Genomic DNA, 24,717 nt, shown 5'->3' on the forward strand with positions numbered 1-24,717 from the left:
CCCACGCAGCAGGAAGCACCAGTAAACGCCAGGGATGAAGCGTTCCGGCATCGAACAGTACCGACCACCACCGAGCAGCGCCTCGACCGGTCCATCACCGCCTTTTTGCAACACCCTGCTGCCAGCTTCGTGCGGGCGCAGGCTTTGTCGATTGGAATGAACGCCGGGTACCACGTCGATCAACGACACAACGCTTCGCCCCGAAAATTTCATTGATCATGGAGACCTTCATGCACACCGACACCACTCGTGAGAACCCTCAGGCCAGCGTGCCTCAGGGCGACGCCCCTCAGGACCTGGCCGCTACCGCGCCGGGCCAACTGCGTGTGATCAAGCGTAACGGCACCGTGGTGCCTTACACCGGTGACAAGATCACCGTTGCCATCACCAAGGCGTTCCTCGCAGTGGAGGGCGGCACCGCTGCCGCCTCGTCGCGCATCCATGACACCGTCGCACGCCTGACCGAGCAGGTCACCGCGACCTTCAAGCGTCGTATGCCATCGGGCGGTACCATCCACATCGAAGAGATCCAGGACCAGGTCGAACTGGCCCTGATGCGCGCCGGCGAGCAGAAAGTCGCCCGTGACTACGTGATCTACCGCGAAGCCCAGGCCAACAAGCGCAAGAGCGCCGACGCTGTCGACGGCATCGCCGAGCCGCACCCGAGCATCCGCGTGACCCTGGCTGACGGCAGCCTGGCACCACTGGACATGGGCCGCCTCAATACCATCGTCAGCGAAGCCTGCGAAGGCCTGCTGGAAGTCGACGGCACGCTGATCCAGAAAGAAACCCTGAAGAACCTCTACGACGGCGTTGCCCAGAAAGACGTCAACACCGCCCTGGTGATGACCGCCCGTACCCTGGTCGAGCGTGAGCCGAACTACAGCTACGTCACCGCCCGCCTGCTGATGGACAACATCCGCGCCGAAGGCCTGAGCTTCCTCAATGTCGCCGCCAGCGCCACTCACCACGAGATGGCCGAGCTGTATGCCAAGGCCCTGCCGGCCTACGTCGAAGCCGGCGTCGAGTTCGAACTGCTGGACCCGAAACTGAAAACCTATGACCTGGAAAAACTGGGCAAGGCGATCAACCACGAGCGCGACCAGCAGTTCACCTACCTGGGCCTACAGACCCTGTACGACCGTTACTTCATCCACAAGGATGGCGTGCGCTTCGAACTGCCCCAAGTGTTCTTCATGCGCGTGGCCATGGGCCTGGCCATCGAAGAGCCGAACAACCGCGAAGACCGCGCCATCGAGTTCTACAACCTGCTGTCGTCGTTCGACTACATGGCGTCCACGCCGACCCTGTTCAACGCCGGCACCCTGCGTCCGCAGCTGTCCAGCTGCTACCTGACCACCGTACCTGACGATCTGGGCGGCATCTACGACGCCATCCGCGACAACGCCCTGCTGAGCAAATTCGCTGGCGGCCTGGGCAACGACTGGACCCCGGTGCGCTCGCTGGGCGCCTACATCAAGGGCACCAACGGCAAATCCCAGGGCGTGGTGCCGTTCCTCAAGGTGGTCAACGACACCGCCGTAGCGGTCAACCAGGGCGGCAAGCGCAAAGGCGCTGTTTGTGCCTACCTGGAAACCTGGCACATGGACATCGAAGAGTTCATCGAGCTGCGCAAGAACACTGGTGATGACCGTCGCCGTACCCACGACATGAACACCGCCAACTGGATCCCGGACCTGTTCATGAAGCGCGTCTTCGACGACGGCAAATGGACCCTGTTCTCGCCAAGCGAAGTACCGGACCTGCACGACCTGACCGGCAAGGCCTTCGAAGAGCGCTACGAGTACTACGAAGCCCTGACCGAGTACCCAGGCAAGGTCAAACTGTTCAAGACCATCCAGGCCAAAGACCTGTGGCGCAAGATGCTCTCGATGCTGTTCGAGACCGGCCACCCATGGCTGACCTTCAAGGACCCATGCAACCTGCGCAGCCCGCAGCAGCACGTGGGCGTGGTGCACAGCTCCAACCTGTGCACCGAGATCACCCTGAACACCAACAAGGACGAGATCGCCGTCTGCAACCTGGGCTCGGTCAACCTGCCTAACCACATCAAGGACGGCAAGCTGGACACCGCCAAGCTGGCGCGCACCGTGAAGACCGCCGTACGCATGCTCGATAACGTCATCGACATCAACTACTATTCGGTACCCCAGGCGCGTAACTCCAACTTCAAGCACCGTCCGGTCGGCCTGGGCATCATGGGCTTCCAGGACGCCCTGTACCTGCAGCACATCGCCTACGGCTCCGACGCCGCCGTGGAGTTCGCCGACAAGTCCATGGAAGCGGTCAGCTACTACGCCATCCAGGCGTCCTGTGACCTGGCCGACGAGCGTGGCGCCTACGAAACCTTCCAGGGTTCGCTGTGGAGCAAGGGCATTCTGCCGCTGGACTCCCAGCAGATCCTCATCGAGGCCCGTGGCCAGAAGTACATCGACGTCGACCTGAACGAAACCCTGGACTGGGCACCGGTCCGTGCTCGCGTACAGAAAGGCATTCGTAACTCGAACATCATGGCCATCGCGCCGACCGCGACCATCGCCAACATCACCGGCGTATCGCAGTCCATCGAACCGACTTACCAGAACCTGTACGTGAAATCGAACCTCTCCGGCGAATTCACCGTGATCAACCCCTACCTGGTTCGCGACCTCAAGGCACGCGGCCTGTGGGACTCGGTCATGATCAACGATCTCAAGTACTACGACGGCTCCGTGCAGCAGATCGAGCGCATCCCGCAAGAGCTGAAAGACCTCTACGCCACCGCCTTCGAAGTCGACACCAAGTGGATCGTCGATGCCGCCAGCCGTCGCCAGAAGTGGATCGACCAGGCGCAATCGCTCAACCTGTACATCGCTGGCGCCTCGGGCAAGAAGCTCGACGTGACCTACCGCATGGCCTGGTACCGTGGCCTGAAAACCACCTACTACCTCCGTGCCCTGGCCGCGACCAGCACCGAGAAGTCCACCATCAACACCGGCAAGCTCAACGCCGTATCCAGTGGTGGCGACGCAGGCCTCGCCGCAGCACCTGCTGCCGCGCCGGCCACCCAGGCCTCCCCTGGCCCCGCGCCGGTTCCGAAGGCATGCGCCATCGACGAACCGGACTGCGAAGCCTGCCAATAAAGCAGCGGCAAGCTGCAAGCGGTCAGCCACAAGCTGGCCGCACAACATGGCCGACCGTGTGCTGCTCGCGGGGATGGACCGCCCTCCCCGCTACCACCCAACCACTTGCAGCTTGAAGCCTGAAGCTTGAAGCTGCTCCTGAAAGGAGCCCCACCATGCTGAGCTGGGATGAATTCGACAAGGAAGACGGCGCTGAAGCTGCCGCTCCGAAACAGTCCGCCGCACAAGCCGCTGCCGACATGAGCCTGGACAAACTCAATCAGGTCGGTGGCAATGCCGCCCTCGAAGCCCGCGCCATCGACGCCAATGACTCCGACGCTATCGCCCGCGCCAAGAAGGCCCTCAACGACCTCGACATCCAGGAAGGCCTGGACGAGCTCGAAGGCACCTCCGCGCGCGTGGAAGTCGGCGACAAGCAGATGATCAACGCCCGCGCCGACCTCAACCAGCTCGTACCCTTCAAGTACGACTGGGCCTGGCAGAAGTATCTGGATGGTTGCGCCAACCACTGGATGCCGCAGGAAGTGAACATGAACGCCGACATCGCTCTGTGGAAGAGCACTGACGGCCTCTCCGAGGACGAGCGCCGCATCGTCATGCGCAACCTCGGCTTCTTCTCCACCGCCGACAGCCTGGTTGCCAACAACCTGGTACTGGCCGTATACCGCCTGATCACCAACCCCGAGTGCCGTCAGTACATCCTGCGCCAGGCCTTCGAGGAAGCGATCCACACCCACGCCTATCAGTACTGCATCGAATCGCTGGGCATGGATGAAGGCGAGATCTTCAACATGTACCACGAGATCCCCAGCGTCGCGAAGAAGGCCTCCTGGGGCCTCAAGTACACCCGCTCGATCTCCGACCCCGAGTTCAAGACCGGCACCCCGGAAACCGACCGCCAGTTCCTCAAGAACCTGATCGCCTACTACTGCGTACTGGAAGGCATCTTCTTCTACTGCGGCTTCACCCAGATCCTCTCCATGGGCCGCCGCAACAAGATGACCGGCACCGCCGAGCAGTTCCAGTACATCCTGCGCGACGAATCCATGCACCTGAACTTCGGTATCGACGTGATCAACCAGATCAAGATCGAGAACCCGAGCCTGTGGGACGCGCAAATGAAAGACGAAGCGACCCAGATGATCCTGCAGGGCGCCCAGCTGGAAATCGAATACGCCCGCGACACCATGCCCCGCGGCGTACTCGGCATGAACGCCGCGATGATGGAGGACTACCTCAAATTCATCGCCAACCGCCGCCTGACCCAGATCGGCCTGAAGGAAGAGTACCCGGGCGCCAGCAACCCCTTCCCATGGATGAGCGAAATCATGGACTTGAAGAAAGAGAAAAACTTCTTCGAAACCCGTGTGATCGAGTATCAGACGGGTGGGGCGTTGAGCTGGGATTGATGGCAATTTGAAATTACGGTAGATTCACCCCACACCTGCCATGGATGTTGGGGTTGAAGCTTATAAAGAGCCCCGCCTAGTGCGGGGCTTTTTGTTATTATAAATATATTGAGGTTCTTTATTATCATAGAAGACTCAAAATTAAAAATTACAAAAAATCTTAAAATCGGCGCTCTGGATGCTGAAGCGGACTCCGAACTTCTGAAGAAATGCTTTGTCGACAACGGCAATTTAAAGCTACTAACAAACATCGACAGCCCTGTATCAATAATATTAGGCCGTACAGGGTCAGGGAAAAGCGCACTAATATACAAAATAGAAGAGACAGCCTCTAAGAGCATAAAGCTTGACCCCAATGACATTTCTCTCCGCTTCTTAGAGAATTCAGACATCATTCAGTTTTTTGAAGAGCTAGGAATAAACCTAGATCTATTTTACAGACTACTATGGCGCCATGTCCTCACAGTAGAGTTATTAAAACTCCGCTATGAATTCAAAAGCGAAGTCGATAGCCGAGGTTTTATTGAGGGAATTTTCAACGCATTTAGCCGAGACCCAGCAAAGCGGAAAGCGATTGAATATTTTAACGAGTGGAGTGATAAATTCTGGCTAGACACAAGCGAACACTTAAAAGAAATAACAAAAAAACTTGAGCGAGACACAAAAGCTACAATTGGCACAAAATTCAACGGATTAGATTTGTCGCTAGATGGCGCTAAAAAACTTTCAGAAGAAACCAAGTCAGAAATCAAACAGAGAGCAAGCCAAGTAGTCAACGGATTACAAATAAAGAAATTAAACGAGATGCTCGACCTGCTTGCTGACCACTCTTTCACAGACCCTCAGAAAAAGTTTTTCATCCTTATTGATCAATTAGACGAGGACTGGGCAAGCACTAATACTCGCTGCCACTTCATAAGAGCTCTAATCGAAGAAATAAAGACATTCAGAAAGATACGACAGGTAAAAATAATAGCTGCACTTCGAAAGGATCTACTTGACCTAGTTTTTGATAAAACTCGAGATTCTGGTTTCCAAGAGGAAAAATACGAATCCTATCTTTTAGACATAAAACGGTCGCCTGAGGACTTAGCAAAACTAATAGAACTAAGAATAAATGAGGTATTCAAAAGCCAATATACTAAGGAAAAGGTATCTTTCGAACATATTTTTCCCAAACCACGAAAAGGCGGCGGACAAACTTCTTTAGACTTCATAATCGAACGATCATTAAGAAGACCTAGAGATGTCCTTCAGTTTGTCAATGAAAGCTTCTCTATAGCATCTGAAAGAGAACGAGTCTCTTGGAGGTCGTTAGTTGCTGCAGAAGCACAATACTCTACCAAGAGAGTAAAGTCTCTAAAAGAAGAATGGAGTGACATTTACCCTTCGCTCGAAGACACAATTGAAATATTGCGCGGATTGAAATCAACTTTTACCAGGTCCCTTATAAAGGAGTCTAGGATCGAAGAAGTAATGATGACATTATATGAACAAAAAAACAGCGACCCCTGTACTGCCATCGTTCAAAAATACTACGACTCAAAAGGGGCTAAAGAGTCAGATGTACTAGCAACTATATTCTCATGCCTGTACAAGATTGGCGCTCTCGGCGTAAAAGTAGGGGCGACAGAAACATTCATCTGGTCTTACATTGATCAATCTGCGATTTCACGAGGTGAAACTCGAAGATCAGAAAACTTAAAAGTCCATAAAATGCTGCACAGATCACTAGATATAATCTCCGAGCAGCATGAAATATTTGAACCAGAAAACTTCGACTAAATGCACCGCAGTTTTGATCGCTCACACGCGGGAATCTAGTTTCGACGCTCTGCGTCTATCAATGCCGAATTCAGCACGAGCTCATCTAGGTCACAGATCAAAAGCAGGATGCAAAGCGTCTTCGCAAGGCGTGGCCACGCAGAGCGTGGGCACAATCAATGATCACCTATCTCACAGACGACGCCAGACGCCCCGTCAGGAGGCCGAGTGGAATCGTTGTGTAAGGGGTTGAGCGGCATGGATGCCGCGAGAGCCGCGATGGGCCAGGGATGGCCCTTCGCGGCGTGCCCCTGGAACGACGATGTAACGAGGGAACCCGACGAAGTCGGGCCGGATGCCAGGGGCAAGCCTTTTTGCTTACTTTTGGGGCGTTTGCCAAAAGTGAGCCGCTGTAAGAGCGGAACCGGTATCGGCAACAACACGAAAGCAGCGAGTTCACGCCGAAAGGAAGTGACCCGGACTATTACCGCAATGGTGGATGAGAAGAGCGTCATCCACCCTACCGCTAGCCGCCATTGACCATCCACTCTTACATCCCTACCCTGAGCCACAGCGCCTAAGAAACGCTTCACGCAGCGGCAATACTGCTCCCGAAAGCAGCGGTGTATTCCATTGAGATCATGGATATGCCAACCCAATCCGCATTCCCCGCCATACCCGCCCTCCCCGGCGAAACCCTGATCCCGACGACCTTCACCCGCCACCGCCGCCAACTGCGCGCCGTGCTGCTCGAACCCCACTGCTGGTTCTGCGCCCGCGACCTGGGCCGGCTGATCGGCCAACCGCACCTGAAAGAACGCGTTACCCGCACGCTGGACGCCGACCAGTTGCTCGATGCGGTGCTGCTCAACACCCATGGCCAACCGGAGACGACCCGGCTGATCAGCGAATCCGGCGCATACGCCGCGCTGATCCACTACTACCACCCGGAGAACCGCTGCATCCGCCGCTGGATCACCGCCGATGTGGTGCCAACGCTACGCGAGGGCGGGCCAGCGAACACTCGCCGCCCGCGCCGCGAAAACCGTCAGGGCCTGTCACTGCTGCATTGGCAGGGCGATGTATGGATACCGTATCGGCCTGGCTAGCAAGTAGTCCAATCCCTCCTACGCGACACAAAAATTGACTGTAGGGTGGACAACACGAAGCTTGTCCACCATGGTTCAGGCAACCCACTGCTCAAGGATGAGCCGCCATGCCCAACTACCGCCGCGCCCAGGTTCCTGACGCCACCTACTTCTTCACCGTCAATCTGCGTGATCGCACCAGCGACCTGCTGACCCGCGAAATCGAGCTGCTGCGTGAGACGGTGCGGGCCACGCGGGCCCGGCACCCTTTCCATATCGATGCCTGGGTGGTGCTGCCCGACCACATGCACTGCCTATGGACGCTACCGCCAGGCGATGCCGACTTCGCCCTGCGCTGGAAGGTGATCAAGTTCGCCTTCGCCAAACGTCTCCCCACTACTGAGACACGCACGGTCAATCAGCAACGCCGCCGCGAGCGCGGTATCTGGCAACGGCGTTATTGGGAGCACCTGATTCGTGACGAACGGGACTACCAGCGACACTTCGATTACATCCACGTCAATCCGTTGAAACACGGCTATGTCGAGCGGTTGGAGGACTGGCCGTATTCGAGCTTTCATCGTGCGATGGCGATGGGCATTTATCCGCTTGGCTGGTGTGTGGAGCCGGAGGGCGCTGAGCGAGGTTACGGCGAATGAGGGGCCGACGTTGTATCGCTATGGTGGATGAAAAAAGCGTCATCCACCCTACATGGTTGCCATCGATCGTGCTGGCCTCCCGCAAGCTCAGGGCACCTCGGCCGGCTCGGCCCCGTAAGCCTTGTGCAGCAGCTCGATAAACGGCCTCGCCTCGTCGAGCGCATGGCAGCCAATGGCGGTGACGGCAATGCCCGGCGTCCATGAATTGAGCACGGCCGCACCGCAAAGCGCCTTCACACGCTCGAGGGTGATGGGCTCGACACGCTGCGGTACGCCGAGGCGGGCCAGCTGACGCTGGACCATGCCCATCATGGTGCCCTCGAGCCTCTCGGCCTCGGGCCAGATCACCGCTTCACCGTCCCAGAAGGCCAGGTTCCATATCGTGCCCTCGCTCAGGTGCCCACGCTGATCGACGAAGGCCGCATCATCGAACCCCTCGCGTATGGCCTGGTGAAGGTAATAGGTCTTGCCGATTTCACCGACATGCTTGATGGCGGCCAGCGGCCTCTCATGCTCGATGACGCTCAAGCGCAACGGGCCTTGCGGCCCATCGGACGGCGCGTCTTTACGCACGAACACGGCTGGCTCGACGTCCATGCTGTCAGCCGTGAACTCGCCATGCGGTGAAAAGACGGTGACCGTCAGCGACTGCTCGCTCGCGCCCTCTCTGATCGCGGTTCGAATGTACGACCGCAACAGCGCATCATCCGGTGCACGCTGGAATAACTGCAGAGAGGCATGACGCAGTCGGCTCAGGTGAAGATCCAGTCCCTTGACTCTCGAATCCCTCACCTGCATGGCAGTGAAGTGGGCAAAGCCGGCGAACGCCAGCGGGGTCAGCGCCGAGGCATTGACGGGTTGGCCGTCGATGTAGGACGACGAGTGAGTGGTCATGACAGAGGCTCCTGATGGTGCTCGATTGATCGAGCGCCTATCATCGACCCTGACAGCACTGTCAGAGTCAAGGCGAAGCAAAGGATGAAAATAGGCGAGCTCTCCAGGCGTTCGGGCGTAAGCGTCAGAATGCTGCGCTATTACGAAACCGAAGGGCTGCTGCAGCCAAAGCGCACGACAAGCGGTTACCGCGATTACGCGCTGGAAGAACTGCGCACGGTCGAACGCATCCGATTGCTGGGCGCCGCCGGCATGACCCTGGCGACCATCTTGAAATTCTTGCCGTGCGTAAGAGGTGAAGGCCTGGCTTTCGAGCCTTGTGATGAACTACGTGAGGTGCTGCACGAACAGATCCGCGTGGCGGATCAGAAAGCGGCCGAGCTGGCGCAAAGCCGCAAGATTCTGGAGAGTTTTCTACACGAAGTTGAACGTGACTGAAGCCGGGCACTCGCACGACAGAATCGCTCTTGCGCGAGACGTTGGAGCGATCAACGGGCTAATCGGGCTTCTGCCCTTTGCCCTTCTTCTTGGCAATCGCCTTCATCCGCGTCGCAGCCTTCTGCACGGTGGCCATCTTCTCGGGGCGTTTCATGCCGCGCCATTTGCGGATTTCTTCTCGGGTGCGGCCACAGCTCACGCACATTTCACTGTTGAGCTGGCACAGCGACACGCAGGGGTTTTCAATGTCCTTGGCCACGTTTGCCCCTCGCCGGTTGCTCGACAAAAAACGTCACATGGTCAGTGATGCGGGTCACGCTGATACCTACTTCCTCGAAAGCAGCCAGGGTCAGCGCCAGCACTCTCGCCTTGTCCGCACTGGCGAGTGTACTTGCCTTGTTGGTCTCGGTATCGAACACCCAAGTGACGATCAGGCTCTCTGGAAAGCGCTCGTAGTCCACCTCGTGAGTGAGCCACTGAAAGCCGACGATTTCACTTTTTGCCGTTTCGCAGGCATCTGTCAGCGTGCGAATCAGCTCGCGCTCGATGCTTGCATATTTTCGTTTCGAGGCTGCCATAAGGCCCTTCTGAATCAATGCTCGATGCAGCGCCATGTTACCCGAGGTATGCGCCTTGAGCTGAACAGCTCGTACCCTCTCCCCTACACAACGTCAGCGGCCACACGCGTTACAATGCCGCCCGCCGTTTTATAAAGAGCCCGCCCGATGTTCACCCTCACCCACCTCGACGCCCCGCCACCCGAGTATCTCAAAGCCCAGGTGCTGCAGATGGTGGTGGACTACTTCAGCGACATCAGCCCGGTGCCGCTGACGCCCAGCAACCCACTGTTCCAGCTGTACCAGTATGTGATCGGCTTTGAGGTGCACCTGTACCTGCAGGCCATGAACGGCGAGGCCGATAGCCCGACGCACCTGCTGCTGGCCCTGGATGATCAAGATCCTGCCGTGGTGCTGGGTTTTGCGCTGTACCTGCCCAGCCAGGACGACGCCGAAGCCTGCACCCTCGCTTATATGGCCGTAGCGGCCAGCCATCGCCGGCGCGGTGTTGCCCGCGCCATGTTGCAACGCATCATCGAGCGCCATCCGCATATGGAGCTGGCCTGCGTGGCCGGCAAGGTGCCGACCTTCGAGGCCATGGGCTTTCAGGTGCTGGCCGCGCAAGGGCCGCAGGTGCTGATGAACACCCGCGACCAGCGCTCCGATGGCCTGGTGGCCGTGCAGGACCTGGCGCCGGTTTTCCAGTCCACCGAGGTGCGGCAGATCCACGCCTACCTGCTCAAGCAGCATGGCAAGAAGGCCATGAGCGAGGCCGAAAAGCAGCGCGACTATCACCTGGATCAGCTCGCCCACCAGGCTCGCCAGCTGGTTGCTGAAAGGCTTACGCCGACGCTGCACTGATCACATAGGCGAGGACGCTGCCGATTTGCGTGCCGGATCACGCAGCATGACGAACAGATGCCATAACCTGCCGAGATGCCGAGCAGTTATGGGCAGGAAGCCGGCGCAAAGCCTTTCAATGCTATGCGCCCACGGCCGTGGGAACATCCGGTAGTCAGACTTCTGGACGAGAATGCGCCTATGGACACCCGCTTTCTGAGCTTCCCCGATTTTCATAACGTCTATTTCTACCGCTCCATCACCCTGACCATTCTCCTGGCCATTGGCGCCATGCTGTTGTTCAAGGCAGCGGATATGCAGCTGCCCGAACTGCTGCTGGTTGGCGGCTGCCTGCTGCTTATGGGTTGGCGATTTGCGCTGGAATGGCGGCGGATGAACAAGGCCGGGCCGGCCTCGATACATGACGATGAACTGATCATTGCCAGCGCAAGCAATCACCGGCAGATACCGCTGAGCAGCGTGCGCTCGGTTGCCTCGAAGCACAGACTGTTTATGGTGCGGCGCTACCGCTCATGGAGCGAGCACCTGGCGTTCGTGGAATTTACCCTGCACAACGGCGAGCGCGTTTACACCCTGGCTGAAAGTGCGGTGTTCGAGTCGCCGGCGGCCAAGCGCAGCCTGGTAGCGATCCAGGCCGCCGTATTGGCGGCCAAGGTGAAAAGCGCAGCGGCCGACAACCCTGCCGCGCTGGCCAGGTAGCCAGCGCGGCAGCGCAGGCCCGACCTCAGAAGCGGTAGGTACCGATGACCACCAGGTTGCGTGGCTCGCCGAGGCGAATCTGCCCGGCGCTGGTCGCCGAGCTGTAGTAGGTGCGGTCGGTGAGGTTATTCAGGGCGGCGCGCAGGTCCCAGTCCCTCTGGCGGAAACCGGCCAGCGCGTCCCAGCGGCCATAGCCGGGCAGCACGGTGGTATTCAGGTTGTCGGCGAAGCGACTGCCGACCAGGGTCAGGCCGGTTTCGGCATACCAGCCCTGCTCCGGCTTCCAAGTCAGGAACAGGCTGCCGTTACGCTTGGCGACGTTGCTGACGCGGTTGCCTTCCTGGCCGTTGTTGTCCTTGACGATGGTCGCATCCTGCACGCCGACGCCGCCGCGCAGGTACCAGTTGCCAGCCAGTTGGCCGGTGGCAGTGAGCTCGATGCCGCGCGAGCGTTGCAGGCCGGTGAGGATGGTCAGCGCCGGGTTGACGGGGTCGGTGGTACGACGGTTGTAGAGTTCCAGTTCGTAAACGGCGAACGTGGTGCTCAGGCGGTCACCCAGCCAGTCGCTTTTCACGCCGATCTCTTTCTGCCGAGTCAGCTCCGGTTCCAGGTCATTGGCATTGCCGGTGGCGTTCGGGGTGATACCGATCAGGCCGCCGCCGACCGGCGAATAGCTCTTGCTCCACGAAGCGTAGAAGGAGTGATCCTGCAGCGGCGTCCAGACCAGGCCGACACGGGGGCTGACGCTGTTGTCGTCTCGGCCGTCAGAAATCCCGGTCAGCCTGTTGGTGGTGTCCACCTCGAAGCGGTCATAGCGCAGGCCCGCCAGCAGCTGCCATTGTTCGCTCAGGCGCAGTTGGTCCTGCAGGTAGATCGCGCGGCTTTCGACTTCAGTGTGGTTGTCGCTGAACACCGGCATGGGGCCAGTGTGGCTCTGGTTGCGATCCGGGTTGTACAAATCCAGCGTGGGCACCGCTTGCAGCCCGCTTAAGGCAGCGCGGTACAGCCTCGGGTCGCGCCGCTGGTTGCCGATCTCGACCCCGGTCAGCAAGCGGTGCTCGAAGCCGAAGGTATCGACGGTGCCTTCAGCCTCGAGGTTGCCGAAGACATTGCGGGTATGCAGATCCTGCTGCCAGCGTTGGCGGGTCACGCGCCTGGTGGCCGCGTTGCCCCCGGTCAGGTAGGTGTTGTCGAAATCACTGTCGAGCTTGAACACGCTCAAGGTCTGGCGCAGCTGCCAGTTGTCGTTGAGATCGAAGGTCAGCTTGGAGCGCAGCGATTGTGCTTTGTCGTCGATGTAGTCGCGGTCGTCGCCGTAGGTAATTTCACGCTTCACGTCGGCCGGGCGGCCATTTAGGCCGGGGATGCCGCGATCCGGCGTGCGGTCGAAACGGCTGTATTCGTACTGCGCCAGCCAGTTGAGGCGAGGTGTGAGCTGCCAGCTGATCGAGGGCGCGAACAACTGGCGGTGGCTGGACACGCCATCGCGAAAACTGTTGGCGTCCTGGTTGCCCATGTTCAGGCGCAGGCTGATGTTTTCGCTCGCATCGGCACTCAGGTCGGCGTACAGGCTGCGTAGGTCTTCGCTGCCGCCCTGGGCCTCGATGCTGGAGCGCCGCCCGGCTTCGGGCACCTTGCTGATGCGGTTGACGATGCCGCCCTGGCTGCCGCGCCCGTAGAGCACCGCAGCCGGGCCCTTGAGCACGTCGATACGCTCGATGTTGTGCAGGTCGCGTACGTACTGGCTGTCATCGCGTACGCCATCGAGGTACAGGTCGTTGCTGGCCTCGAAACCGCGGATGCGCAGGCCGTCGAAACGGGTATCCGCCGCACCGCTGACGTTGGGAATGCCGCTCAGCGCCGTGGCCAGGTCGTTGGTGCCATAGTCGAGCACGCTGGCGGTTTTCACCGAGTCGATGGCCTGGGGTACGTAGCGCACCGGCGTGGCGGTACGGGTGGCGGTGCTGACTTCCTTGGTGCGCGGGGTGTCGGCTTCGGCATCACGGTCGGCGTTGATCGAGGTTTGCGGCAGCATGGTCGGGGCCGCATAGGTGAAGCCGGTAGTCAGTAGAACGGAAAAGCCAAGCGAAACAGATACGAGACGCAAAGAGGCAGGCATGAAGGGGCGCATCCAGAGAGGGCTGTTTTTGGCGCGCGGATGGTAATGCTTTGCGTTTACTTATGAAATAGCGTCCCATTCATATTTACATACAATATTTGCCCGACTGTCCAGCCTGGATGACGGAGCTGTAGCGTCTCGATATTGCGGACTTTCTGCAGCACGAGCCGTATGGGAGCGGCCGGGCGACGATTCGCTTTAGCCGCGATCGAGCGCGAAGGCGCCGAGAACATCGCGGCTAAAGCCGCTAGGGGTCGACGGGCGTCTTTCAGCCGTACTCGCTAGCGCTTCACGCAGGCGAACAGCGCGTTGCCGGCGTTCTCGCTGATCGGCAGGATTTTCTGATAGTCGTGTTCGAGCACCTGCACCTCGAAGTGCGGCTCGAGCAGCGCCTGCAGCTCGGCGAAGCTGACTGCGACCATGGGGTGTTCGTCGTGCCAGGTCAGGGTTTCATCACCACTGCTTTTCTCGATGCGTAGGCGCAGCGCCTGCCGCTCCCCCGTCCCGCTGTAATGCCAGCCGGAACTGAAGGTGAAGCGTCCCGCCTCGACCTGCACGGTGTGCGCCGCGAACAGGCGGTTGTCGATGCGGGTGCGGTCGACCGCGTTGAAGCAGAACAGCCCACCGGGCTGCAGGGCGCGGTGCACGCTGGCAATGCAGGCGGCGAGCCGCGCGAGCGTGGCGCTGTAGTGCAGCGAATAGAGAAAGCAGGTGATCAGGTCGACCGGCTCGTCGACGCTGAACGCGCACATGTCCTGTACTGCGAAGTGCGCTTCGGGGCAGCGAATGGCGGCCTTGTCGAGCATTGGCTGGTTGATGTCCAGCCCGCTGCTCTGAAAGCCGGCATCGAGAAAATGCCGTACGTGGGGCCCGGTGCCACAGGCCAGGTCCAGGTGCCGTTTGCCACCGTTGCCGAACAGCTGTTGCAGGCGCTGCACAGCGTGGCTTTGCGCCTGGTAGTCGATATCGGCGCACATCAGGTCGTAGTAATCGGACAGGTCCGTATAGAGGGCGTTGACGGGCATCGGAACCTGACCATGACGGGGTGTTTTCGAGGGTGGCGGATCATAGCCGAAAACCCGCGCGGCGCTGCCACTATTCGCTGCGCGGGTGCAGCAGGCCATGAGCGGATAAGCCCGGTTGATGGCCGCCCTGCACAAAACGCCATGCAGCCTGCCAGACGGCGAACGGCAGCTTACGCGGCGCTGGCGATCCATTAGACTGCCCGGCAAAATGGCGCCCCGCTGCATACCTCCCCTCGCCCGGTCGACTCCGATGCCCAAGGCTCACACCTATCTGCTCCGCTACCCGTCCGCCAGCCTGCTGTTCGTGCAGTTGCTGGGCATCGTGCTCTACCCGTTCATGGAACGCCTGTCCGAGGGGCGGGCCATCGTTGGCGCCTTTGGCATCGTGGTGCTGGCGATGTCGCTGCGCATGGTGCGCAGCAGCCCGACCATCCAGTGGATCGCCTTCACCCAGGCGGCGTGCATCCTGATGCTGACCGTGGCCATGGAGTTCGAGTACAACACCGCGCTGTCGATCCTCCTCGCGGCGCTGGAGTCGAGCTTCTATTTCTATGCTGCCGGCGGCCTGATCGCCTACATGATGGAAGACCAGCGCGCGAGCACCGATGAGCTGTTCGCCGTCGGCGCCACCTTTACCCTGCTGGCCTGGGCCTTCGCCCATGCGTTTCATGTCTGCCAACTGCTCAATCCCGGCAGCTTCACCGCGGCGATCGATCCCGAGGCGCAGCGCACCTGGGTGGAGCTGCTGTTCCTGAGTTTCACCACCCTGTCGGGCGTCGGCCTGAGCGACATCATTCCGCTGCGGCCTTTCGCCCGCGCCCTGGTGATGCTCGAGCAATTCGCCGGGGTCATGTACATCGGCCTGGTGGTCACCCGCCTGGTCAGCCTGACGGTAAGGCCGAAACACAACTGAACCTGGGGCGCAGACGTACAAAGCACGCACGAACCGCTGAACCGGTGGGTATTCATGGCTCGGGAAAAGCCTGCCAGCCATCCGGTTTCGCCCATGACGGCTACGCTCAAACACACAATCGCCGCCGCTCGAGCCCAGCGGCGCACTCCGCTCTCGTTCCTTCTACTCGCAGGCCCAGCAGACCATGGCGTTCGACCCCCTAACCATACTGACGATCACCATCGCCCTGGCGTTGGCGGCCGCCTTGTATATGGCCATCGAATGGCAAACCGTACGTGAGCCTTCGCTGCTGTTCTGGAGCGCGGGTTTTGCGCTGATCAGCGTGGGCTGCACCCTTGCCCTGCTGCGCAGCAGCGGCCTGCTGCTGGTCGGTATCTGGTTCGCCAACGGCCTGCTGATAACCTCGCACTGGCTGTTCTTGGCCGGTGTGGCGCGCTTTACCGAAATGCGGCTGTCGCCGGCCTGGATTCTGGTGGCCGTGATCTGGTTCGCGATGCTGATTCTGCCGGAAGGGCCGGAGTGGTCGAAGATCATGCTGGTGGTCAATTCGCTGCTGATCGCGCTGATCACCATCAGGGCCAGTTTTCTGCTGCGCCCTCGGGGCAAGTCACTGGGCGCCGGCGCGGCCCAGTTACGCTTCGTACTGCTGGGCCACGGGCTGTTCTACGTCGCCAAGACCTTTCCGGTACTGGTGCCGGGCACGCTGATCGACCTCGCGGCATTTCGCGGCGAGATCATCCAGATCTCGCTGGTGGAGGGTGTGATGGCATTGATGCTGATCGCCCTGTCGATGACCGGGACCGTGCGTTATCGCCGGGAGAAACGTATCGAACGCCTGGCCGCACGCGACCCGCTGACCGCCATGTACAACCGCCGCGCCCTGGAGGCGCGGGCGCCCAAACTGCTCGACGGGGTTTCGCCGAAGCATCCCGGCGCGTTGCTGCTGATCGACATCGACAACTTCAAACAGGTCAACGACCTGCACGGCCATACGGCGGGCGACAAACTGTTGATCGCCCTTGGCGAGATGATTCGCCGGGTGCTACCCGACGGCTCACTGGCGGCGCGTCTGGGCGGTGACGAGTTCGTGATTCTGCTCAGGGACGCTTCGCCAGCGCTCATCAACAGCCTCGGTGACCTGCTGCGTCAGCAATTTCAGAACACCGCCGCGCACACGTTCGCCACCCCCGAGGCGGTGACCCTGAGCATCGGCGCCAGCCTGTTCGACCAGCCGCCTGCCAGCCTGGCGGCGCTGATCGAACAGGGCGACGTGGCGCTGTATCAGTCCAAACGTGGCGGGCGCGACAGCATTCGGCTGGTCGATCGCACCGCCAACGCCGAACCGCTGGCGGGCTAGGGTCTGTTCCCGTTTCAGCGCGAGCCGCGTTGCTGCGAGAAATGGCCTCCGGTTAGGCGCAGGACGCAGGGAATGGACTAGCCGTCCGCGTCTTCCCTTGCCAAGTCCTGCAACGACAGCGGAGGTCATTTCCCGCGCAACCCGGAGGGCCGGGCCAGTTCTTGCGCGATGCGGCGTTACTCGATGGCTCATTTGGCCTGCCAAACTTCGCATCTGTGTGCCCCACATGGATGTGGGAAATGCCGCAAGCCCGCCTGGAGCGGGCGCGGCCCTTGCCTCGCGCAAGAACTGGCTCCGGCGCGGCCGTGCGTGAAACGGGAACAGACCCTAACTAAACATGCTGTCGTCGTCGAAGAAGTCCGAGCTGTCGAAGGCATCGGTGTCGATGTCGTTGCTCATGTCGCTGTTGCCCGCGTAAGTGGCGTCGTCCAGGCCGTTGGCGAAGCTGTCCTGCACGGGCGCCTCGTCGCGGATGACTTCGACGATTTCCTGGGGCTGGTCGTGATGAAACATGTTGGTGAGCAGATCCGCCACCATCACCCCACCGGCCACGCCGGCCGCGGTCTGCAGCGCGCCACGCATGAAACCGCCGCCCTGGGCGGCCGGTGCGGCGCCGGGCATGCCAGTCGGGGCCACGGGTGCGACATTGGCGTTCTGGGAAAAGCGCGTCTCGCCCCAGCCAGCCGGGCGCTGGCTCGGCTGCGGTGTGCCGGCCGTTTGCCCGCCACCGAACAGCCCGGACAGAAAGCCGCCACCGCCTGCGCGCTGGCGCTGCGCATCAGCCGCCTGGGCTTCCAGTTCACGCACGCGCTGATCCAGGCGCTTGATGGCCGCTTCCTGAATCAACAGCGCCTGGGCCATGTAATACGGCGCTGCAGGCTGTCGGGCCAGATGACTCTTGATCTGCGCCTCGGCCTCGCTATCGCGCAGCCCGCCCTCGTGCTCGGCTTCTTGCAGGCGGGTGAACAGGCCATCGATCAGGGTTTGCTCTTCGGAATTCATGGATGCCTCGTTTGAGCCATGGAGAAATGCACGTCCCTGTTCAAGGTGCCGCGCGGCGCCCGGCGCCGCTGAAAGGCAACTCTAAAAACTGCCTGCATTGTCATCGCCGCGTTGAAAGCAGACTTGGATGCGAGTCCAAACAAAATGCTCATTTACAGCTGGTAACGTCGAGCACGACCCCAGTCGCTTTTTCGCCTGCTTTCGCCTTGCGCTGACTGCCTCGGCTACGTTTTTAGAGACGCCTTGAAGCGAGATATTGGAGTGAATTGCAAAATCACAAGTTCCGGGCTGGAAGGTAATACATCACGGCAGTCGGCAACCTTGCGCACGACCATCGCCGCGCCGAGGGCCAAATGGTTTGAATGAACGGATTGTGTTAAAAACCTGCCACTGATTACCTTGCACCTGCTCCACGGTGCCTTTACGCAGGAGCACGCATGCCGCCTCCCGATAAACACGCCACGCCCGGCGTTGCTCCGATGATCCCCGAGCAGCGCCGCGAGCAGATGCTGCGCCAACTGCGCAAGCATCAGGTGCTGAGCGTTCATCAGCTGATGGAGATGTTCGAGTGCTCGCACATGACCGTGCGCCGCGACATTGCCCAGCTGGAGCAACAGGGCCGTGCCTATTCGGTCACCGGCGGTGTGCGTATCGCCAGCCAGCTGCACAGCGAGCCCAGCCATGACTCCAAGGCCGTGGTGGAATTGCCGCACAAGCAGGCCATGGCGCGCCTGGCTGCCGGCCTGCTACACCCCGACATGACGATCTACCTGGACGCCGGGACCACCACCCTGGAGATCGTGCCGGCTATCGTTGCGCTGTCAGGCATGACCGTGGTGACCAACGACTTCGGTATCGTGCATGCCCTGGCCGAAGCCGAGCATGTCAACGTGATCCATACTGGCGGGTTGCTCGACCACCCCAACATCTCCAGTGTCGGTGGCCTGGCAGCGGCAACCCTACGCCAACTGGCCACCGACATCGCGTTCATTTCCACCAGTTCGTGGGATCTGCAACGTGGCACCACCACGCCGTCGGCGCTGAAGGTCGAGGTCAAACAGGCGGCCATGCAATCGGCCTCGCGTAACGTGCTGATCGCCACCAGCTCCAAGTACGGCACCTTTGGCATGTACAAGGTCGCCGCCCTGGATCAATTCGACACCCTGATCACCGACAGCGCACTGACCCCCGCCGCTGCCGAGAGCATCCGCCATCAGCGCATCGAGCTTCTGCTCGCCAGCACCCCGGTCTCCTGACCGCCCGCCTCCAGGCATCCCGACTCGAGCCAATCCAACCAGCCCCGCCTGGCTGGCTCGGCGTTGGTCAAAAAACGCCTGACTCGGGGCCGATCCAGGCCTTTTTCCGGCTAAAGCCCGCCCGTTGGCAACTGACTGGAGCGTGATCAGCGCGCGCCCAGCTTTGTGAATTATTGTTAATTTTAAAAAATACTTCACATTATCCGCTCACTAACTCACTATCGAATTCACATTTCAGAACAATCAAGCCGTCAACCAGCCTGACGCGCGACGGCAAAGACCGAGGAAGACTGCAATGACTCAATCCAATGTCGGAGTGATCGGCCTGGGCGCCATGGGCCTGGGTATTGCCCGCTCCCTGCAGCGCAGCGGATTCAAGGTGCATGTATGTGATGTGCGCGACGAGGTGGTTCAGGCATTCGCCGCCGAGGGTGGTGTGGCCTGCGCCTCGCCTGCCATGATGGCCGCCGCCTGCGACATCGTCATCACCGTGGTGGTCAATGCCGAACAGACCGAGACCGTACTGTTCGGTGACCAGGGTGCCGTCGCCGCCCTGCGCCCCGGCAGCCTGGTGATCGGTTGCGCCACCGTGGCGCCAACTTTCGCCGTGGAGCTGGGCCAGCGCCTGGCCGACAAGGGCCTCGCCTACCTCGACGCACCGATTTCCGGTGGCGCCGCCAAGGCCGCCGCCGGCCAGATGACCATGATGACGTCCGGCCCCGCCGACGCTTATCTCAAGGCCGAAGCCGTGCTGGCTGGCATGGCGGGCAAGGTGTACCGCCTCGGCGACGTCCATGGCCTGGGCTCCAAGGTCAAGATCATCAACCAGTTGCTGGCCGGTGTGCACATCGCCGCCAGCGCCGAAGCCATGGCCCTGGGCCTGCGCGAAGGCGTGGATGCCGATGCCCTCTACGAAGTGATCACCCACAGCGCCGGCAATTCGTGGATGTTCGAGAACCGCGTGCCGCACATCCTCAACGCCGACTACACGCCGCTCTCGGCCGTGGACATCTTCGTCAAGGATCTGGGCCTGGTGCTCGATACCGCACGCACCAGCAAATTCCCGCTACCGCTGTCGGCCACTGCGCACCAGATGTTCATGCAGGCCTCCAGCGCCGGTTTCGGCCGCGAGGACGACTCCGCCGTGATCAAGATTTTCCCTGGCATCGAGCTGCCGAAAGCCCAGGGCAAGGAGTAACCGATGAGCATGACTTCCCGCCCGTTGCTGGGCTGCATCGCCGATGACTTCACCGGAGCCACCGACCTGGCCAACATGCTGGTGCGCGGCGGCATGCGCACCGTGCAAAGCATTGGCATTCCCAGCGCCGAAGTGGCTGCCGGCCTCGATGCCGACGCCATCGTCATCGCTCTAAAGTCGCGCACCACGCCGGCAACCGAAGCCGTCGCCGAGTCCCTGGCGGCCATGCAGTGGCTGCGCGAGCGCGGCTGCGAGCAGATTTTCTTCAAGTATTGCTCGACCTTCGATTCCACCCCGGCCGGCAACATCGGCCAGGTCAGCGAGGCCCTGCTGGCCGAATTGGGCGGCGACTTCAGCATCGCCTGCCCGGCGTTCCCGGAAAACGGCCGGACGATTTTCCGCGGCCACCTGTTCGTCCAGGACCAGTTGCTCAATGAATCGGGCATGCAACATCACCCGCTGACGCCCATGGGCGACGCCAACCTGCTGCGCGTGCTGGATGCCCAGACCCAGGGCAAGGTCGGCCTGCTGCGCTATGACAGCGTCGCCAAGGGCAGCGATGCCGTACGCGCGCGCATCGCCGAACTGCGTGCCGAAGGCGTGACCATGGCGATTGCCGATGCCGTGTCGGACGCCGACCTCTACACCCTGGGCGAAGCCTGCGCCGACCTGCCGCTGCTTACCGGCGGTTCGGGCCTGGCGCTGGGCTTGCCGGGCAACTTCCGCAAGGCCGGCAAGCTGCGCGACATCGACGCCGCCCAGCGCATCGACATCCCTGGTGGTGAGGTGGTGCTGGCCGGCAGTGCCTCGGTCGCCACCAATGGCCAGGTCAGCGCCTGGCTGGAGGCCGGTCGCCCGGCGCTGCGTGTCGATCCGCTGGCCCTGGCGGCCGGCCAGCCGGTGGTCGAGCAGGCCATCGCCTTCGCCCGCGACGCCGGCCAGACCGTACTGATCTACGCAACGAGCACCCCGGATGAAGTAAAGGTGGTGCAACAGACGCTCGGCGCCGAGCGTGCCGGTGCGATGGTCGAAGACGCCGTCGGGCAGATCGCCAAGGGCCTGCTGGCTGCAGGCGTAAGACGCTTCGTGGTGGCCGGCGGGGAAACCTCCGGCGCCGTGGTCCAGGCACTGGGCGTGCAACTGCTGAAGATCGGCGCGCAGATCGACCCCGGAGTACCGGCCACGATCAGCGACGGCGAGCAACCGCTGGCTCTGGCGCTCAAGTCTGGCAACTTCGGTGCCCGCGATTTCTTCGCCAAGGCCCTCAAACAGCTGGCGGGAGAAATCTGATGAGCAATGAAAAAGCCCTGCGCGAGGAAATCTGCGATGTCGGCCGACTCCTGTATGGGCGCGGCTACACCGTGGGCAGCGCCGGCAACATCAGCGCACGCCTGGACGACGGCTGGCTGATCACCCCCACCGACGCCTGCCTGGGCCGCATGCACGCCAATGATATCGCCAAGGTCAACCTGGCCGGCGAATGGGTCTCCGGGAGCAAGCCGTCCAAGACCCTGGCCCTGCATCGCCAGGTCTATGACCGCAACCCGGGCGTCGGCGGCGTGGTGCATACCCACTCCACCCACCTGGTGGCGCTGACCCTGGCCGGCGTATGGCGCGAAGACGACATCCTGCCGCCGCTGACCCCGTATCAGGTCATGAAGGTCGGCCACATCCCGCTGATCGGCTACCAGCGCCCCGGCTCGCCCGTGGTGGCCGAGCGCGTGGCGCAACTGGCCAATAGCGTGCGCGGCGTCATGCTCGAGCGGCTCGGCCCGGTGATCTGGGAAAGCTCGGTGGCGAAAGCCTGTTATGCCCTCGAAGAACTCGAGGAAACCGCCCGGCTGTGGCTGATGAGTGAGCCCAAGCCTGCTCCGCTGTCGCAACATGCGCTGGAAGAACTCAACCAGGTCTTCGGCGCGAACTGGTAATGCCCATGGCCGGGCGCCGCCCTGCGGCGCCCGAACAGCCCGGAAATTCCGGACAACAATAAAAAACGAGAATTGCAATGACACCACTCATGTTGATGCTGATCGCCGGTGCCGGTATCGCACTGTTGCTGTTTCTGGTCCTCAAATACAAATTCCAGCCCTTCGTGGCGCTGATGCTGGTGAGCATCATCGTCGCGCTGGTGGCGGGCGTGAAACCCGCCGACCTGGTGGCCACCATCGAAGGCGGCATGGGCAAAACCCTCGGCCATATCGCGATCATCATCGCCCTGGGCGCGATGATCGGGCGAATCATCGAGTTGTCCGGCGGCGCCGAGGCGCTGGCCAAGACACTCATCGAACGCTTTGGTAACCGGCGCACACCACTGGCACTGACTGTCGCCGGCTTCATGGTCGGTATCCCGGTGTTCTTCGAAGTCGGCGTGATCATCCTCATGCCACTGGCTTACGGTGTGGCGCGTGCCGCGCGCAAGCCACTGCTGATCTTCGCCCTGCCGATGTGCGCCGCGCTGCTGGCCGTGCATGCCTTCCTGCCGCCGCACCCGGGTGCCGTGGCGGCTGCCAGCCAGCTGGGCGCCGACCTGGGCCGTGTGCTGCTGCTGGGTATTCCACTGGTCGCGGTGGTGTGCACGGTCGGTTACTTCATCGCCGGACGCATGACCCGCAAGACCTACCCGATGACCGACGACATTCGTGCCGAGGTCTACGGCCCCAATGTCACCAACGCCGATCTGCAAGCCTGGGCGCGCAACGACTACTCCACCGTGCGTGACGTGGCCGAAAGCAAGGAATTCGGCGCCGAAGCCAACGCCGGCAGTCTGGCAAAAAGCCTGCCGCCGGCCCCTGCGCCCGGTTTCGGCCTGATCATCACGCTGATTCTGCTGCCGATTGTGCTGATCCTGCTTGGCACACTAGCTACCACCCTGCTGCCAGCCGGCTCGATGCTGCGTGACGTGCTGACCGTACTTGGGGCGCCGCTCGTAGCGCTGCTGATCGACACCTTGCTGTGTGCCTGGCTGCTGGGATCGCGCCGTGGCTGGAGCCGCTCGCAGGTCTCCGACGTGCTCGGCTCGGCGCTGCCGGGCGTGGCGATGGTGATCCTCATCGCCGGTGCCGGTGGCGTGTTCGGCAAGGTACTGGTCGACACCGGCATCGGTGCGGTGGTCTCCGAGGCGCTGCGCCATACCGGCCTGCCCGTACTGGCCCTGGGCTTCATCCTGACCATGCTGCTGCGTGCGGTGCAGGGTTCGACCACCGTGGCGCTGGTGACCACCGCCGGTATCCTCAGCCCGCTGATCGCCACCCTCGACCTGTCGGCCAACCAGCTCGCGTTGCTGTGCCTGGCCATGGGCGGTGGCGGGCTGGCGATGTCGCACATCAACGATGCCGGTTACTGGATGTTCACCAAGCTGGCCGGCCTGAACGTGGCCGACGGCCTGCGTACCTGGACCGTACTGGTCACCCTCTTGGGCACCCTGGGTTTCGTCATGACCCTGATCCTGTGGCCATTGGTTTGATGTACGGCGAGCGCTAGCGCTCGCCCTGTGTATCCCTTCGCCGATTTGAAAAGAGAGAGCCCCCATGCCTCGTTTTGCCGCCAACCTCAGCATGCTGTATCCGCAGCATGATTTTCTCGACCGCTTTGCCGCGGCCGCCGCCGACGGCTTCGCCGCGGTCGAGTACCTGTTCCCCTACGACTACAGCGCCCAGGCCCTGAAACAACGCCTGGACGACAATGGCCTGGTGCAGGTGCTGTTCAACGCCCCGCCAGGCGACTGGGCAACTGGCGAGCGCGGTATCGCCAGCCTGCCGGGCCGCGAGGCGGAATTCCGCGGCGGCGTGGCCAGGGCGCTGGAGTACGCCCAGGTGCTGGGCAACGACCGCATCCATGTGATGGCCGGCCTGCTGCCGAGCGAAGCGCTACGCGTGGCGCATCAGGCGGTGTACCTGGAAAACCTCGCCTATGCCGCCGAGCAGGCGCGTCGCGCGGGTGTCACGGTGCTGATCGAGCCGATCAACACCCGTGACATGCCGGGCTTCTTCCTCAACCGCCAGGACCAGGCCCAGGCCATCGTCCGCCAGGTGGGTGCCGACAACCTCAAGGTGCAGTTCGACTGCTATCACTGCCAGATCGTCGAAGGCGACCTGACCATGAAGCTGCGTCGTGATTTCGCGGGCATCGGCCACATCCAGATCGCCGGCGTACCGGACCGCCACGAACCGAACATGGGCGAGCTGAACTACGCCCAGCTGTTCGAGGTGATCGATGAGTTGGGTTACACCGGCTGGATCGGCTGCGAGTACCGCCCCAAAGGCGATACCAGCGAAGGCCTGGAATGGCTGCGCCGGATCAAGGCCTGAGCCGGCAACACCCGCGATAAAGCGGCAG

22 protein-coding genes are annotated in these 24,717 nt (G+C 61.3%); 16 read left to right on the forward strand and 6 right to left on the reverse strand.

Annotated elements, in window-relative coordinates:
- Positions 1–230: 230 nt before the first annotated feature.
- From BVH03_RS16200 to BVH03_RS16220, 5 genes are all read left to right on the forward strand, one after another.
- Entirely contained in the window at positions 231–3,143 is a 2,913-nt protein-coding gene (locus BVH03_RS16200) for a ribonucleoside-diphosphate reductase subunit alpha (RefSeq protein WP_075962125.1), read from the forward strand.
- A 155-nt stretch (positions 3,144–3,298) separates the two neighbouring features.
- On the forward strand, positions 3,299–4,552 hold the full coding sequence (locus BVH03_RS16205) for a ribonucleotide-diphosphate reductase subunit beta (protein ID WP_075962126.1): 1,254 nt from the start codon (positions 3,299–3,301) through the stop codon (positions 4,550–4,552).
- Positions 4,553–4,660: 108 nt separating this feature from the next.
- Complete coding sequence (locus BVH03_RS16210; protein ID WP_256574720.1) at positions 4,661–6,337, forward strand: P-loop ATPase, Sll1717 family; 1,677 nt, start codon at positions 4,661–4,663, stop codon at positions 6,335–6,337.
- A gap of 626 nt (positions 6,338–6,963) precedes the next feature.
- On the forward strand, positions 6,964–7,425 hold the full coding sequence (locus BVH03_RS16215) for a BRO family protein (RefSeq protein ID WP_256574721.1): 462 nt from the start codon (positions 6,964–6,966) through the stop codon (positions 7,423–7,425).
- Positions 7,426–7,532: 107 nt separating this feature from the next.
- Positions 7,533–8,063 (forward strand): transposase, encoded by a 531-nt coding sequence (locus BVH03_RS16220; RefSeq protein WP_075962128.1) that lies wholly within the window; start codon positions 7,533–7,535, stop codon positions 8,061–8,063.
- An 87-nt stretch (positions 8,064–8,150) separates the two neighbouring features.
- On the opposite strand, the gene BVH03_RS16225 is transcribed toward BVH03_RS16220, so the two are convergent.
- Complete coding sequence (locus tag BVH03_RS16225) at positions 8,151–8,957, reverse strand: aminotransferase class IV family protein (RefSeq protein ID WP_075962129.1); 807 nt, start codon at positions 8,955–8,957, stop codon at positions 8,151–8,153.
- An 84-nt stretch (positions 8,958–9,041) separates the two neighbouring features.
- Here BVH03_RS16225 and BVH03_RS16230 point away from each other — a divergent pair, with 84 nt between their 5' ends.
- Positions 9,042–9,395, forward strand: coding sequence for a MerR family transcriptional regulator (locus BVH03_RS16230; protein ID WP_075962130.1), 354 nt, complete (start codon positions 9,042–9,044; stop codon positions 9,393–9,395).
- A gap of 58 nt (positions 9,396–9,453) precedes the next feature.
- Here BVH03_RS16230 and BVH03_RS16235 read toward each other — a convergent pair whose 3' ends face one another.
- Both BVH03_RS16235 and BVH03_RS16240 read right to left on the reverse strand, forming a co-directional pair.
- The gene (locus BVH03_RS16235) at positions 9,454–9,654 is read right to left on the reverse strand and encodes a DUF1289 domain-containing protein (protein ID WP_075962131.1); all 201 of its coding nucleotides are present in this window, start codon (positions 9,652–9,654) and stop codon (positions 9,454–9,456) included.
- The gene (locus tag BVH03_RS16240; protein ID WP_075962281.1) at positions 9,638–9,973 is read right to left on the reverse strand and encodes a hypothetical protein; all 336 of its coding nucleotides are present in this window, start codon (positions 9,971–9,973) and stop codon (positions 9,638–9,640) included. Before BVH03_RS16240 ends, BVH03_RS16235 begins: the two co-directional genes overlap by 17 nt.
- 147 nt (positions 9,974–10,120) lie before the next feature.
- Between BVH03_RS16240 and BVH03_RS16245 the strand changes: the two genes are divergently transcribed.
- Complete coding sequence (locus BVH03_RS16245) at positions 10,121–10,813, forward strand: GNAT family N-acetyltransferase (protein ID WP_075962132.1); 693 nt, start codon at positions 10,121–10,123, stop codon at positions 10,811–10,813.
- Positions 10,814–10,993: 180 nt separating this feature from the next.
- Positions 10,994–11,512, forward strand: a complete 519-nt coding sequence (locus tag BVH03_RS16250) for a hypothetical protein (RefSeq protein WP_075962133.1) — start codon at positions 10,994–10,996, stop codon at positions 11,510–11,512.
- 25 nt (positions 11,513–11,537) lie between these two features.
- Here BVH03_RS16250 and BVH03_RS16255 read toward each other — a convergent pair whose 3' ends face one another.
- Positions 11,538–13,631, reverse strand: a complete 2,094-nt coding sequence (locus BVH03_RS16255; RefSeq protein ID WP_075962134.1) for a TonB-dependent siderophore receptor — start codon at positions 13,629–13,631, stop codon at positions 11,538–11,540.
- A 281-nt stretch (positions 13,632–13,912) separates the two neighbouring features.
- Complete coding sequence (locus BVH03_RS16260; protein ID WP_075962135.1) at positions 13,913–14,656, reverse strand: class I SAM-dependent methyltransferase; 744 nt, start codon at positions 14,654–14,656, stop codon at positions 13,913–13,915.
- Positions 14,657–14,906: 250 nt separating this feature from the next.
- Here BVH03_RS16260 and BVH03_RS16265 point away from each other — a divergent pair, with 250 nt between their 5' ends.
- On the forward strand, positions 14,907–15,569 hold the full coding sequence (locus tag BVH03_RS16265) for an ion channel (RefSeq protein WP_075962136.1): 663 nt from the start codon (positions 14,907–14,909) through the stop codon (positions 15,567–15,569).
- Between the two features lie 184 nt (positions 15,570–15,753).
- Entirely contained in the window at positions 15,754–16,926 is a 1,173-nt protein-coding gene (locus BVH03_RS16270; protein WP_075962137.1) for a GGDEF domain-containing protein, read from the forward strand.
- Between the two features lie 327 nt (positions 16,927–17,253).
- On the opposite strand, the gene BVH03_RS16275 is transcribed toward BVH03_RS16270, so the two are convergent.
- Positions 17,254–17,928, reverse strand: coding sequence for a DUF2076 domain-containing protein (locus BVH03_RS16275; RefSeq protein WP_075962138.1), 675 nt, complete (start codon positions 17,926–17,928; stop codon positions 17,254–17,256).
- Positions 17,929–18,365: 437 nt separating this feature from the next.
- On the opposite strand from BVH03_RS16275, the gene BVH03_RS16280 reads away from it, so the two are divergent.
- The 6 genes from BVH03_RS16280 (at position 18,366) to otnI (ending at position 24,689) form a co-directional block, all read left to right on the forward strand.
- Complete coding sequence (locus BVH03_RS16280) at positions 18,366–19,184, forward strand: DeoR/GlpR family DNA-binding transcription regulator (protein ID WP_075962139.1); 819 nt, start codon at positions 18,366–18,368, stop codon at positions 19,182–19,184.
- A 220-nt stretch (positions 19,185–19,404) separates the two neighbouring features.
- The gene (gene ltnD / locus BVH03_RS16285; RefSeq protein ID WP_256574728.1) at positions 19,405–20,382 is read left to right on the forward strand and encodes an L-threonate dehydrogenase; all 978 of its coding nucleotides are present in this window, start codon (positions 19,405–19,407) and stop codon (positions 20,380–20,382) included.
- 3 nt (positions 20,383–20,385) lie between these two features.
- Positions 20,386–21,672: a 3-oxo-tetronate kinase gene (otnK, locus tag BVH03_RS16290; protein WP_075962140.1), complete on the forward strand. Its 1,287-nt coding sequence runs from the start codon at positions 20,386–20,388 to the stop codon at positions 21,670–21,672.
- Positions 21,672–22,310, forward strand: a complete 639-nt coding sequence (locus BVH03_RS16295) for an aldolase (protein ID WP_075962141.1) — start codon at positions 21,672–21,674, stop codon at positions 22,308–22,310. The genes otnK and BVH03_RS16295 overlap by 1 nt, the downstream gene beginning before the upstream one ends.
- A gap of 77 nt (positions 22,311–22,387) precedes the next feature.
- Positions 22,388–23,845, forward strand: a complete 1,458-nt coding sequence (locus tag BVH03_RS16300; RefSeq protein WP_075962142.1) for an SLC13 family permease — start codon at positions 22,388–22,390, stop codon at positions 23,843–23,845.
- A 64-nt stretch (positions 23,846–23,909) separates the two neighbouring features.
- Positions 23,910–24,689 (forward strand): 2-oxo-tetronate isomerase, encoded by a 780-nt coding sequence (gene otnI / locus BVH03_RS16305; protein ID WP_075962143.1) that lies wholly within the window; start codon positions 23,910–23,912, stop codon positions 24,687–24,689.
- Positions 24,690–24,717: the final 28 nt, after the last annotated feature.

Origin of the sequence: Pseudomonas sp. PA15(2017), assembly GCF_001945395.1 — a bacterium.
In the GTDB taxonomy this organism is placed as follows: Bacteria; Pseudomonadota; Gammaproteobacteria; order Pseudomonadales; family Pseudomonadaceae; genus Aquipseudomonas.